Source organism: Sporosarcina sp. resist (assembly GCF_014302295.1).
Classification (GTDB): Bacteria; Bacillota; Bacilli; order Bacillales_A; family Planococcaceae; genus Sporosarcina; species Sporosarcina psychrophila.
In genome coordinates, this window is sequence record NZ_CP060287.1 from 3,436,026 (window position 1) to 3,450,129 (window position 14,104).

At 42.1% G+C, this 14,104-nt stretch carries 12 protein-coding genes; all 12 read right to left on the reverse strand.

Annotated elements, in window-relative coordinates; all coding sequences use genetic code 11:
* Window positions 1-40: 40 nt before the first annotated feature.
* Window positions 41-1,600, reverse strand: a complete 1,560-nt coding sequence (gene rny / locus H7992_RS16840) for a ribonuclease Y (RefSeq protein ID WP_187045358.1) — start codon at window positions 1,598-1,600, stop codon at window positions 41-43.
* A 246-nt stretch (window positions 1,601-1,846) separates the two neighbouring features.
* Window positions 1,847-2,905, reverse strand: a complete 1,059-nt coding sequence (recA, locus tag H7992_RS16845; protein ID WP_067211085.1) for a recombinase RecA — start codon at window positions 2,903-2,905, stop codon at window positions 1,847-1,849.
* 176 nt (window positions 2,906-3,081) lie between these two features.
* Window positions 3,082-4,335 (reverse strand): competence/damage-inducible protein A, encoded by a 1,254-nt coding sequence (locus H7992_RS16850; protein WP_187045359.1) that lies wholly within the window; start codon window positions 4,333-4,335, stop codon window positions 3,082-3,084.
* A gap of 14 nt (window positions 4,336-4,349) precedes the next feature.
* On the reverse strand, window positions 4,350-4,928 hold the full coding sequence (pgsA, locus tag H7992_RS16855) for a CDP-diacylglycerol--glycerol-3-phosphate 3-phosphatidyltransferase (protein WP_067211090.1): 579 nt from the start codon (window positions 4,926-4,928) through the stop codon (window positions 4,350-4,352).
* Window positions 4,929-4,978: 50 nt separating this feature from the next.
* The gene (locus H7992_RS16860) at window positions 4,979-5,845 is read right to left on the reverse strand and encodes a helix-turn-helix domain-containing protein (RefSeq protein ID WP_082786632.1); all 867 of its coding nucleotides are present in this window, start codon (window positions 5,843-5,845) and stop codon (window positions 4,979-4,981) included.
* A 16-nt stretch (window positions 5,846-5,861) separates the two neighbouring features.
* Window positions 5,862-6,659: a DUF3388 domain-containing protein gene (locus tag H7992_RS16865; protein ID WP_067211096.1), complete on the reverse strand. Its 798-nt coding sequence runs from the start codon at window positions 6,657-6,659 to the stop codon at window positions 5,862-5,864.
* Window positions 6,660-6,944: 285 nt separating this feature from the next.
* Entirely contained in the window at window positions 6,945-7,679 is a 735-nt protein-coding gene (gene ymfI / locus H7992_RS16870) for an elongation factor P 5-aminopentanone reductase (protein WP_067211097.1), read from the reverse strand.
* On the reverse strand, window positions 7,676-8,974 hold the full coding sequence (gene yfmH / locus H7992_RS16875; RefSeq protein WP_067214010.1) for an EF-P 5-aminopentanol modification-associated protein YfmH: 1,299 nt from the start codon (window positions 8,972-8,974) through the stop codon (window positions 7,676-7,678). The genes ymfI and yfmH overlap by 4 nt, the downstream gene beginning before the upstream one ends.
* Before the next feature lie 2 nt (window positions 8,975-8,976).
* Window positions 8,977-10,251 (reverse strand): EF-P 5-aminopentanol modification-associated protein YfmF, encoded by a 1,275-nt coding sequence (yfmF, locus tag H7992_RS16880; protein WP_187045360.1) that lies wholly within the window; start codon window positions 10,249-10,251, stop codon window positions 8,977-8,979.
* 175 nt (window positions 10,252-10,426) lie between these two features.
* Entirely contained in the window at window positions 10,427-11,386 is a 960-nt protein-coding gene (locus H7992_RS16885; protein ID WP_187045361.1) for an ABC transporter permease, read from the reverse strand.
* A 1-nt stretch (window position 11,387) separates the two neighbouring features.
* Entirely contained in the window at window positions 11,388-12,434 is a 1,047-nt protein-coding gene (locus tag H7992_RS16890) for an ABC transporter permease (protein ID WP_187045362.1), read from the reverse strand.
* Window positions 12,424-13,980 (reverse strand): ABC transporter ATP-binding protein, encoded by a 1,557-nt coding sequence (locus H7992_RS16895; RefSeq protein ID WP_187045363.1) that lies wholly within the window; start codon window positions 13,978-13,980, stop codon window positions 12,424-12,426. Before H7992_RS16895 ends, H7992_RS16890 begins: the two co-directional genes overlap by 11 nt.
* Window positions 13,981-14,104 lie beyond the last annotated feature (124 nt).

The window sequence follows — 14,104 nt, forward strand, 5'->3', positions numbered from 1 at the left end:
AGAGGCTCCCGGACCGAAATGCACGGAAACCCCCTTTTCTTTATTTTGCGTATTCGACCGCCCGTGTCTCACGGATGACCGTTACTTTAATATGTCCTGGATAATCGAGCTCTTCTTCAATCCGTTTCCGGATATCTCGTGCTAGACGATGGGCTGTAATATCATCGATTTGGTCTGGGCGGACAATAATTCGAACTTCGCGTCCTGCCTGGATGGCAAATGATTTCTCCACACCGTCGTACGATTCAGAAATCTCTTCAAGTTTTTTCAGTCTGCGGATATAATTTTCAAGCGTTTCACTGCGCGCTCCTGGTCTTGCAGCGGATAATGCATCTGCTGCTGCAACCAATACGGCAATGACTGATGTCGCTTCAGTATCCCCATGATGGGATGCGATACTGTTAATAACAACAGGATGTTCTTTGTATTTCGTTGCAAGTTCAACACCAATTTCAACGTGACTTCCTTCTACTTCATGGTCAATCGCTTTTCCGATATCATGAAGGAGTCCAGCACGTCGTGCAAGCGTAACATCTTCTCCAAGTTCTGCCGCCAATAAACCTGCTAGATAAGCAACTTCTGTTGAATGCTTCAAGACGTTTTGGCCATAACTTGTGCGAAAACGCAATCTTCCGATGATTTTAATAAGATCTGGGTGTAGATTATGAATGCCAATATCGAAAGTTGTCTGTTCTCCAGTTTCGCGGATGAGTTCATCCACTTCACGTCTCGATTTATCAACCATCTCTTCAATGCGTGCTGGGTGAATTCGTCCATCTTGTACAAGTTTCTCTAATGCAAGTCGTGCAGTTTCCCGACGTACCGGATCAAAGCCTGACAAGATGACCGCTTCTGGAGTATCGTCGATTATTAGGTCAATTCCTGTCAACGTTTCGAGTGTTCGGATATTACGTCCTTCACGACCGATAATACGGCCCTTCATTTCATCGTTCGGTAGATTAACTACCGACACAGTCGTTTCAGCAACGTGGTCTGCTGCAAAACGTTGTAAAGCGATGGAAAGGATTTCACGCGATTTTTTATCCGATTCCTCTTTTGCTCGTTGCTCTGACTCTTTTGTCATTACAGCGATATCTGTAGCAAGTTCTTTCTCCACTTCACTAAGGATGAGCCTTTTCGCCTCATCACGTGTCAGTGATGATATCTTTTCAAGTTCAGTTTTCTGAACCGAAACAAGTTCTTCCGCTTTTTGTTCCATCTGTTCGATATGCTGTTGTCTTCCGGTAAGCGCTTCTTCTTTGCGCTCCAGACCTGCGTCTCTTTTATTGAGAGCTTCATCTTTACGGTCATGATTTTCTTCCCGTTGCAAAAGACGGTTTTCTTGTTTTTGCAGTTCCGCCCTTCGTTCACGGATCTCTGATTCCGCTTCAATTCTCAGTTTGTGAGTTTCATCCTTCGCTTCTAGTAGTGCCTCTTTTTTAAGAGCATCCGCTTCACGCTTCGCCTCTTCGACGATTTGTTCTGCCGTAAATTTGGCACCACTCACTTTTGAATCGTTCACTTTCTTATTAAAGAAATAGGTAACAACGGCACCAACGAGCAGACCGAGCAAAGCGGAGATAATCAATCCTAATGACATCCAGGTCACCTCCTCTTGCTATTCTTTTCATTTTCAGTCGGCTCATATATCAACGTACAACATACTGCCAAATTCATTTCAATGGAATGAAATTATACAATTCTAATTGTATCTATGTAAATTTGACATGTCAAGGATACACAGGTCTTTGAGACACATTATTCTTGGAATAATAATAGTTTTTTCGGAGAATATATAAAAACCGATCACGCCCTACTAAGAGGACGAATCGGCTTTTTGTTTAACTTATTCTTCACCAAGTAGCAGTTCCAACTCTTCGTCTTCGTCTACTTCATGAGCACCAATCACATAGTTTGAGCTTGCAAGTCCATATGATTCACGAATTTTGTTGGCGATTTCCGAACGGATATCCGGGTTTTCTTTCAAGAATTGTTTCGAATTCTCTCGTCCCTGTCCGAGTCGTTCTCCTTCATAGGAATACCAAGATCCACTTTTCTGGACAACTTCGGCTTCGGCACCAAGGTCGATAATTTCTCCTTCTCGGGAAATTCCTTCTCCGTACATAATATCAACTTCCGCTGTTTTAAACGGAGGTGCAACTTTATTTTTCACAACGCGGATTCGTGTTTTATTTCCCACTATGTCATTGCCTTGTTTAATCGCTTCTCCACGTCTTACATCTAGGCGTACTGAAGAGTAGAATTTCAATGCGCGCCCGCCTGGAGTTACTTCAGGGCTTCCGAACATAACGCCGACTTTTTCACGGATTTGGTTAATGAATATCGCGATTGTGTTTGACTTATTAATGGCGCCGGAAAGTTTGCGCAATGCTTGTGACATAAGACGGGCTTGTAACCCGATATGCGAATCTCCCATCTCGCCTTCAATCTCTGCTTTAGGTACAAGCGCAGCAACGGAGTCCACGACAAATATATCAACTGCCCCGCTCCGTACAAGCGCTTCAGCGATTTCAAGCGCTTGCTCTCCCGTGTCAGGCTGAGAAAGTAATAATTCATCGATATTAACGCCTAACTTACGCGCATAAATCGGATCGAGCGCATGTTCAGCATCGATGAATGCAGCAGTTCCTCCAGCTGCTTGTACTTCTGCAATGGCATGAAGGGCAACAGTCGTTTTACCAGAACTTTCAGGTCCGTATATTTCAATGACACGGCCGCGTGGATATCCGCCTATGCCGAGTGCAGCATCAAGTGCAAGGGAGCCCGTAGAAGAAGTTTCAACTTCCAGGTTTGTTTTTTCACCCAGTTTCATAATAGATCCTTTACCAAACTGCTTTTCTATTTGTTTTAACGCCATTTCTAAGGCGGCTTTACGATCGCTCAATTTATTTCCTCCCTCAAGGTAATGTTTCTGTTTTTCTTACTACCTCTAGTATACTCCTTTAATGAGAAATACTCAATCAAAAAGCGAACATTTATTCGATTAATTTTCTCGAATTAAATATATAAGTGAGAATACCTGGGTGTTTAACATTTTTAATTGAGAAAACGGCTTAAATCTTAACTTTGGCCTTCTTTTGTAGTTAGGTGTTTAATCAGATAATAGAGCGCAAATCTTGCTGCTCTGAGACGGTTTGCGTTTCTTGAACCCGATAGTAACAACTTAAATGTCTCTGTCTCTGCATCTGTAGAAGTGATACCAATCCACACAGTGCCGACTGGCTTCCCATCATGTGGATCTGGGCCAGCCGCACCTGTTAAACCAATTCCAATATCCGATTTGAACGTTCGTTTCACGTTTTCCGCAAGGGCAGCCGCGCATTCTGCACTGACGACACCATACTCCGCAAGTAGGGACTGCTCAATACCAAGTTGTTCTACTTTCGATTTCTCATTGTAGACGACAATGCCACCTTCTAGTGACGAACTAATCCCTGGTTCACCGGCCAGTTCTGCCATAAATAGACCTGCCGTCAGACTTTCCGCAGCAGCTAGTGTCCAACCGTTTCGAATGAGAAGTTCTGCAGCTTTGGATGCCAATGTATCATCATCAGTTCCGTAGATGTAGTCTCCAACTAGTAAACGTATCTCCTCTTCTATTGGCGAAATCAGCTTCAACGCTGCATCGGTCGTTTTTGCTTTTGCAGTGAGGCGCAATGTGACCGCGTCAGCTGTTGCCAGCGGCGCAACTGTCGGATTCGTTTGTTTTTCCAAAATAGATTGAATCCGGTGTTCAAGCTCCGCCTCCCCAATACCGTAAAACTTCAGAACTCGCGATGTGATAACTTCCTGTTTGCCAGTAACACCTAACAAATAAGGAATCGCCTCATCCGTAAACATCGGCTCCATTTCATGCGGTGGACCTGGGAGAAGGATATAGCGTACTTCATCCTTTTCAACAGCCATTCCGGGTGCCATTCCTTTTCGGTTTGCTAAGACTTTCGCGCCTTTAAACACTAGTGCCTGTTTCTTATTATTCTCCGTCATAACCCTACCGCTACGTTTGAAATATTGCTGAATATAAAGAAGTGCCTCGTCATCGCTGACTAATGTTGTACCGATATGTTTCACGATGGTTTCTTTTGTCATGTCATCTTTCGTCGGTCCAAGTCCGCCTGTAAAGATTAGAATATCTGCACGTTTCATTGCAATTTCAATCACTTCATCCAAACGATCCGGGTTGTCGCCCACGACCGTCTGATAATGAACATCGATACCAATTTCTGCGAGTTTTAACGAAATGAATTTAGCGTTCGTATTCGTAATTTGTCCAAGTAATAACTCTGAGCCAATTGCAATAATTTCTGCCTTCATAGCTACTCATCCCCTTACATTGAATCAACCAGTACACGTCTGTTTTTATAGAAGTAATCGAAACCTGACCAAATTGTAAAGAAGAGCGCGATGTAAAGCATGATGACACCGAATGGTACACCAATCGACTCGAAAAATATATTATTCAACAACAGCGAAGTAATGGCTAAGATTTGTGCCACCGTTTTAATTTTCCCGAGCTGGTTGGCCGCTACGACTTCCCCGCCGCCTGCAAGGATAAGCCTAAGACCCGTCACAGCGAATTCCCGGCTAATAATAATGATGACAATCCATGACGGTGCTATTCCAAGTTCAACAAGTATGATCAAAGCAGCAGAAACAAGCAATTTGTCCGCCAGCGGATCCAAAAATTTCCCCATATTGGTAACAAGATTATTTTTCCGAGCGATATACCCATCAAGCCAATCTGTTATAGATGCAATAATAAAAATAAGTCCACCGATTAAATGTTCTTTCATCATTTCTGTACCAGCGATAGTTATAGTGCCCAATTTAAAATCAACCAGCATGAAAACCATAAAAACTGGAATGAGCAGAACGCGTGATACGGTTATTTTGTTTGGCAAATTCATAAAATACACCTTTCCTTTCAAAGAAAATAGTCATCTAAAGTAGATGACTATTACTCTTTCTTGTATTCAATCATAATATTTTGTGGAACAGTATCCTGTGGTGGCACACCGTATTCAAGTAACACACCGTTGACATATATTTCTGTAGACTTAGGACGCCCAACACGGATTCGTACAGAATCGGTAGCCGTCACATCAAATTCAATCGATTCCCCTGCTACCATAATACGTGCAGGTGTCATCCATTCTTTTCCGGAATTATCTTTTACACCAATCCAAGATCCCCCGGTTAAACGGATTTCAAGTTTGAACGATTCTGCTCCAGTTAGTCCGTACACTGATGTTTCTCCGCTTGCGCTTTCAAAAGCTAAAGTCTGTTCCGGTTTTTCCGGTTCTACCTCTTCCTCCACAGGCTTTTCTTCTACTTTTTCCGTGTCTTTCTTAGGAGGAGTTGGTTTACTATTTTCCATTATTACCGGTTGATTCGTTTCGACGCCATTCACATCATCTTTCTTGCCAGATGACCCTTGATAGAGGGTCCAAATAACAACCACTATAACGATAATAAATAAAGCGACGATGATTTTCGGCATCATTTCATTTAACTGATCATTATTTCTTAAACCTCTTTTACGTGTCAATGTCGACGAAGCACGCTGACCCGCCTCTTCCTCGGATGGCACTTCAGGAGACGTATTTTTATACATAGATAGCATTTCATCAGAATCTAGACCTACTGCCTCTGCATATTGTTTGATGAATGCCCGTACATAAAAAGATCCAGGCATCATGCTGTAATCTTCATTTTCGATACCGGAGAGGTACCGTTTCTGTATTTTCGTTATTGACTGTAAATCATCCAATGTAAATCCTTTAGCCATTCTCGCCTGCTTGAGACGATCACCTAATCCGGTCACCAAAAACACCTGCCTATCAGAAGTTGAATAAACCCGATCCATCCGTTATTCCATGGTCGGACATCATATGGTTTTTTTCCATCATTTCATATGTAATTTCTTGATCTGGTTCTGTTCTTAATTCAATAATATAATCAAAGTCTTCAATACTGTATTCCGAATGCTGAACAAACATATCCGGATGCTCCACAACTTTTATAGAGGGCATTCGCATCATTTCCCTGACAAGTTGCATGTGACGTTCGTCCTCCGCCTTACGCGTAACGATACCGTCCAAGATGAAAATATTATCTTTTGAAAACTCATCGCCCGCTAAGTTTTTCCGCAACGTTTGCTTAATCATCGTCGACGAAAGGAATATCCACTTTTTATTAGCACAAACACTTGCCGCTACGACTGATTCCGTCTTCCCTACTCGTGGCATCCCGCGAACACCAATCAATTTATGGCCTTCCTGTTTGAATATTTCAGCCATGAAATCAACAAGAATCCCAAGGTCATTTCGAAGGAAACGGAACGTTTTCCTTTCGTCTGCATCACGCTGTATATAACGTCCGTGCCTGACCGCTAGAATATCGCGCAACTTTGGCTCACGGATTTTTATTACATGAATCGTTTCCATCGTCTCGGCGATTTGTTCAAAACGCGCTATCTGGTCGTCGTTGTCAGTTCGTAGCAGCATTCCACGATGTCCGCCATCAACACCATTAATTGTAACAATGTTCACGCGCAACATTCCGAGCAACGACGAAATATCACCCAGAAGGCCAGGCCGGTTAACCTGAATTTCATATTCAAGATACCATTCACCCATCAGACACACACTCCTTTGTCCTTTTTTTTGAACACGCACTACTATATGACGCACAAGAAGTAATATAGTTCTATGATAGCTGATTAAATGCATTATGAAAAGGAAAAAGGGGATTGTTTTAATCCCCTTCCCCAATCAATTACATTGCGTACAAATTTTGAATTGCGCTTGCATGCCTCCATGATGCAGGTATGCTACGGGGAGGGATTGAACTACATCCCCCCTTGTTGCCTTTCCACGCACTTCAAAATTCGTGCTATCACCGGAGGCTTAAACTGAATTAAGTTAAATATACCAGCCGCCGTTCACTTTCATAATTTCACCTGTCATATAATCCGCCTTGCCGCTTAACAGGAAATTAACTGCTTCAGCGACATGTGCTGGTGTCCCGGAACTCATAAGTGGTATTTCATCGATAACCATCTGTCGTTCATCTAATGGTATGTCACTATTCATTCGCGTTTCTATCCACCCAGGTGCCACAGCGTTGACGCGTATTCCTGAAAAGGCGGCTTCTTTCGCGTATGCTTTCACAAATGCGTGTTGCGCCCCCTTCACAGCGGAGTACATCACTTCTCCTGCCGCCCCCGTATTACCCCATATCGAGCCAATCATGACAACGTACGATTGCTCAAACTTGCGTAATTGTGGAGATACCAGACTTATAAATCGTGCGGGGTTTTGTACATGGACTTTCCATAGTGCATCCATGTCTTCAGTGCTTGTTTCCGTCAACAGTTTCATCATCGATTGCCCATTTGCAACAACAACAGCACTAATAGTACGAACTTGTTGGACGAGTAATTCTGCTCCATCTTGTGCACTGAAATCTGCTTGGACTGTTTTAAAACTCAATTGCGGATAGGTCATACTCAGTTCCTGCTTCAAAAGAGTAGCATGTGCAGCATTTTCATTGTAATGAAGGAATAGCGACCAGCCTGCAGCCGCTAATGTTCGACTAATCGCATCGCCTATTCCACCTGATGCACCAAGTACAACGCAGTATTTCTGTTCCGTCATTCTGCCTTATCAGCTGGAACAATTGAATAGACCGTATAACCGCTTTCATCCGAAAACGTTTGGAATGCATCTTTCAAGTTTTCGAGCGTTAATTTCTCAAGTGTTGGAACAACATCGAACAAATTCATGTTGTTAAACGTATAGCGAGTAAACTGGTTGGCGATAAACTCCGGAGAATTCAAAGAACGCATGAATTGACCAATTTTCTTTTTCCTCATTCGATTAAGTTCCAAGTCCGTGATTGGCCATGTTTCAACGGTGTTTTTCACAGTTGTTCGGATTGCTTTTTCGAGTTGTTCCGGCTGGTCTGTATCAGAACCAATCATTGCGAAACCGAAGCCATTCTCCATTGTAAAATCATAAGAAAACGACTCATCAATAAGTCCATCATTATACGTTTCTGTATAGAATTCGGATGATCTGCCAAACAGGATATCCAGAACTAGACCCGCTGAAAGTTCCTGAATGAGCATCTCTTCTCCATCAATATCTGTATTAGTACATTTCATACCAATATTCAATTTCGGCTTCGATACGTCCATTGCAAGCTTCCGCTCAGTGATTGCTGCGGTATCCTTTTCAGTAGGGAAACTACGTACAATTTCTGCAGGATCATCGAATGTTTTTGCATCTTGATTTTTCTTGATGAATGCCATCATCTCTTCCGGATCAACAGCACCTACAACGAAAAGCACCATGTTGGACGGATGATAGAACGTTTCATAGCATTCATACAAATAGTCCGCCGTGATATCTTGAATCGATGCGACCGTACCAGCGATATCAATTTTCACGGGATGTTCATGAAACAGGTTTTCGATCGTACCGAAATAGAGACGCCAATCCGGCTGATCATCATACATCGTTATTTCCTGGGCAATAATACCCTTCTCTTTATCAACAGTCTTTTCCGTGAAGTACGGCTCCTGTACAAAATCAAGAAGAATTTCAGTATTGTCATATAATTTATCCGTAGCAGAGAACAAATAAGCAGTTCGTGTGAATGATGTAAACGCATTGGCAGATGCACCGTGCACACTAAACTTTTGGAATACGTCCCCATCTTCTTTTTCGAACATTTTATGCTCTAGGAAATGGGCAATGCCATCAGGAACTGTCACTTCCTCTGTTTTTCCACGCGGGATAAATGTCCGGTCGATTGAACCATATTTAGTCGTGAACGTCACGAATGTTTTCGAAAATCCACGTTTCGGTAAAATATAGACGTCCAAACCATTGTCGAGTTTTTCATTATATAATGTTTCCTGTAAATTATCGAAGTGAATATTCTTCATCATTAATTAGCCTCCTTGCCCGATAACAGATAGACGATTTCTAGTTTAATTTCAGATGCCATATTTTTAACATCGTCTTTTGTAACGGATTCCCAGCCTGCAATGATTGTATCTGCTGTGAAATTTTCATCCAGCTCTTTGTATTGATCAAATACTTCAATCTGTCCTCTTGCAGAATCAAACGCACTTTTAATACCGTTAGCAAGTAAGGCTTTTGTCTGTTCCATTTCAAGGTCTGTAATTTCACCTTGTTGAAGTGCAGTAAGTTGTTCACTAATAAGTTTTACGGCTTTTTCTTCCAGTTCAGCATCAATTCCCGCCATTACATAGAGAAGTCCATAATGCGAAGAATAGGAACTAGATGCGTAATACGCCATGCTTTCTTTTTCACGGACGTTAATGAAAAGCTTACTATGCGCAAAACCGCCGAAAACTCCGTTTGTCATTTGCATTTTCGCATAATCAGGGTGACGGAATGTAACTGGAGTGGTGAAGCCTAAATGGAGTTTTCCTTGTTTCATGTCTTGTTTTTCGCGAACATGACGGACTTCCCTTTCTTGAGTCGCCGTTTGTTGTGTAGCAGTTTGACGTTCATGCACTTTACGGCTATTGAATGTTAATAGTGACCTGATTTTTTCTGTCATTTCATCTTCGTCAATGTCACCGACAACGTAGATATCAATTTCATCTTCGTTTAGCATACTTTCGTATGCTGCAAATAGGTCTGCAGATGTAAGTGCATCTACATCCTCTTCCGTTCCATATGACGGTGCAGATGCGGCGCTATCGGGACGTAATAATTCAAGCATACGCTTTTGAGCATAACGTGTCTTGTCATCGTAAAGCGAACGAATTCGCTCTTTCACTGACCTTTTTTCACGGTTAACAACTGTTTCATCGAACTGTCCGTCCACGACATTCGGGTCAAAAATGACTGTTTTGATCAAGCTTAGTACTTCTTCAAGCACGCCACCTTCAGATAGATATTCGTCATTTACACATTCAGCTGATAGAGACACGATATGCGTTTCTCCACGTTTTCCAGCATCTGTGTACAATACTGTTCCGTATAATTCATCTAACGCATTGCGGAACTCAGTTTGTGACCTGTATCGACCGTTAGATTCTTCTAAAATATTCGCCAATACTGCGCGAGGAGCCGATTTCTTTTCATCAAGAGCCGTTTTCCACTTGACCGAGAAATTGACAGTTTTGAACTGTTCTGACTTGCGGATATATAATGTGACGCCCTCTTGTAGCTCAACTTTTTTGAACATATAAACACCTCTGTTTTAGTTAATATGCGGAATCCTCACTTCACTATACATTCCATAAGTCAAAAGATGCAAATAAACTAGCGGATGCATCGTAACTTATATGAAATATCGTATGCTGAAGGCCCAAAAATGCCCCTAAGTCCAACGTAACAGACTATCGGGGCATTTTCACTTTTTAACGATTTCCTTTGATATACGGTTGTCCACTCGCTTTTGGTGCATTTGCTCTTCCAATGAATCCTGCTAGCGCAAGAATGGTTAATGCATACGGCAAAATGTGGAAATAAACAGCCGGAACATTTTCCAAGTACGATATGCTTGATGAACTGATAGCAAGTGCTTGTGCGAAACCAAAGAACAATGCAGCTCCCATTGCACCAATCGGATGCCATTTACCAAAGATCATTGCAGCAAGTGCCATGAATCCTTGTCCGTTAATTGTCGCATGACTGAAATCATTCGTCATTGTTTGAGAATAGATAGCGCCACCAATACCAGCAAGACCACCTGAAATGATAACCGCAATATAGCGAATTTTAGTTACGTTGATGCCCATTGTATCAGCAGCCATCGGGTGTTCCCCAACCGACCTTAGACGAAGACCAAATGGTGTTTTATAAATGATGAACCAAGCTAAAAAAGCAAGGCCAATTGCCAATATCGATGAACCATAAATCCCAGTGAAAAACATTGGTCCGATAACCGGAATGTCATGTAAAATTGGAACGTTGAAACGCGGAATGCTTTGTTGGATGAAATCCGTCTGTCCTTTGTCAAAAATCATTTTTACAGAGAACAAAGCAATAGCAATCCCTAGCATGTTAATGGCAACCCCTGATACTACTTGGTCAGCACGGAATGTAATCGATGCGACCGCGTGCATAATGGAGAAGATTGCGGAAACAACCATTGCTACAAGTAAGGCAAGCCATGGTGTCCAAGAACCAAATGTATCGGCATAAGTTAGATTGAATATAATACCGATAAAAGCACCCATTACCATGAGTCCTTCAAGCCCAATGTTAACTACACCTGCACGTTCCGAGTACACGCCTCCGATTGCAGTGAAAATAAGAGGGGCAGCGTATGAAATGGTTAACGGAATGATGAAATAAATTATCTCAAGAAAACTCATATCATTTTGCCTCCTTTTTCTTTTTCATCTTGCTAAGAAGAACACGGATGATATAGCCCGATGCAACAAAGAATATGATAAGTGCAATTACAATTGAAACAATTTCAACTGGCACCCCTGCCTCATTCGGCATATTTCCGGCTCCGTATTTTAACGAACCAAACAAGGATGCCCCGAAGATAACACCTATTGGCGTATTAGCACCTAATAGTGCAACTGCAATCCCGTCAAACCCAATACCTGTGAATGCACTACGCGTCACCATATTACCAAATGTCCCAAGAGCTTCCATCGCTCCTCCAAGCCCTGCAAAAGCGCCAGAAACAACCATTGAAAGAATAATGTTCTTTTTCACATTCATTCCCGCATATTGAGAAGCATGGTCGTTAAATCCGACCGATTTTAGCTCATATCCAGTTTTCGTTTTCTCCAAAATGAACCACATAACTGCAACCATCGCCAGTGCGACAAAGATTCCGTAGTGCAATGTAGAGAAGTCAGTTAGATTAGATAAGAATTCTGAACGTAACGATGCCGTCTGGTGGATTTTTTCTGTCTTATATCCACCTTCAGAAACCGCTTTTATCAACGCATTTACTGTATGAAGTGCGATGTAGTTCATCATTATTGTAACAATAACTTCGTGTACATGAAGCGTTGCTTTTAAAATACCTGGAATCAGTCCCCATAGTGCTCCTGCTAATGCTGCTGCAATAAGGGCAAGTGGTAAGTGGATAAATTTCGGTAATTCAAATGCCATACCGACATATGCCGCTGCAAACCAACCAACAATCAATTGTCCTTCTACCCCAATATTGAAAAGCCCTGAACGGAATGCAAATGCAACCGCAAGACCCGCTAGTATATAAGGGCTTATTTGCCTGATTGTTTCTCCGATAGAATACATATCCCCGAAGATCCCTTTCCATAACGCGATATAGCCAGCAACCGGATCGTATCCGCTGAACCACATTACGGCTGCTCCCACTAACAATCCCAAAATAATCGAGATGATGGGTACCAGTATATTTACAAACCTATTCGACATGGTTATCATCACCTTCTTTCAGCGTAACAGCGCCCTTGTCCCTGGAGTGTCCTGCCATAAGAAGGCCGAGTTGCTGCTCTGTTGTTTCCGTTGGAATAACTGTATCAACGATTTCTCCGTCATAAATAACTGCAATTCGGTCAGAAACGTTCATGACCTCATCTAGTTCAAATGAAATGAGAAGAACTGCTTTTCCATTATCACGTTGTTCAATTAACTTTTTATGAATGAATTCAATTGCACCAACATCAAGACCACGTGTTGGAAGTGCTGCAATCAGTAATTCCGGGTTACGATCTACTTCTCGTCCAATAATAAGTTTTTGCTGATTACCGCCTGAAAGCGAACGGACTAACTCATGCTCACCTTGTGTCCGCACGTCAAACATGTCGATGATTTCTTTTGCTTTCTTAGATACGAGTTTATAATTCATAATGCCTTTTTTGGATAAAGGTTCTTTGTAATACGTTTGCAACGCCACATTATAGCCAACAGTGAAATCGAGAACAAGGCCATGCTTATGGCGGTCTTGCGGAATATGACCGAGACCGGATTCTGTTATTTCACGTGGCTTTTTCCCAGTTACATCCTTTGAATCTATGAAAATTTTTCCACTTTTCACTTTACGAAGACCCGCGATTGCCTCAATCAATTCTGACTGTCCATTGCCGTCAATTCCCGCGATTCCTACGATTTCACCTTTACGAACGGATAGATTTAACCCTTTCACTTTCGGTATACCGCGATAATCTTCAACAACTAGGTTTTCTACATGGAGAACTTCTTCGGCCGGATAGGACGGCCCTTTTTCCGTTTTAAATGTTACTTGACGTCCTACCATCAATGTTGCTAGCTCTTCCGGATTTGTTTCTGAAGTAATAACTGTTCCAATCCCTTTACCTTTGCGGATAACCGTCACCCGATCGGAGACATCCATTATTTCCTGAAGTTTGTGTGTGATGATGATAATCGATTTTCCTTCTTCAATCAGTTTCTTCATAATTGAAATTAATTCCGTGATTTCTTGCGGTGTCAAAGATGCAGTCGGTTCATCGAAAATAAGAATTTCTGCTCCACGATAAAGCGTTTTCAAAATTTCTACCCGCTGTTGCATACCGACCGATATATCTTCGATTTTTGCATAAGGATCTACATCAAGTCCATATAATTGCGAAATCTCGGCCACTTTTTTTGCAGCGTCTTTAACGTTGATCATGCCCATTTTTTTCGGTTCATTACCCAGAATAATATTTTCAGTGACAGTTAGATTTTCAACAAGCATGAAATGTTGGTGAACCATTCCGATCCCCAATCTGTTCGCGACGTTCGGATCTGTAATAGCCGTCGCTGTTCCTCGTACCCGAATTTCTCCACCTTCAGGCTGGTAAAGCCCAAACAGCACATTCATTAACGTAGATTTCCCTGCTCCGTTCTCGCCTAATAAAGCATGGATTTCACCTTTTTCAAGCTGAAGCGTAATATCGTCGTTCGCAACAAAATTACCGAACTCTTTTCGAATATTCAACATTTCAATAACATATTCCACTGGGTCCACTCCCTCGCGTCTGCGTATGTAAGAATCAATCACGCCTCGGTGTGATTGCGTCAAGATTTTGAATTGAGCTTTTAACTCTCTACAAAATCTGTGACATCCGCCGGAGGCTTTGGGT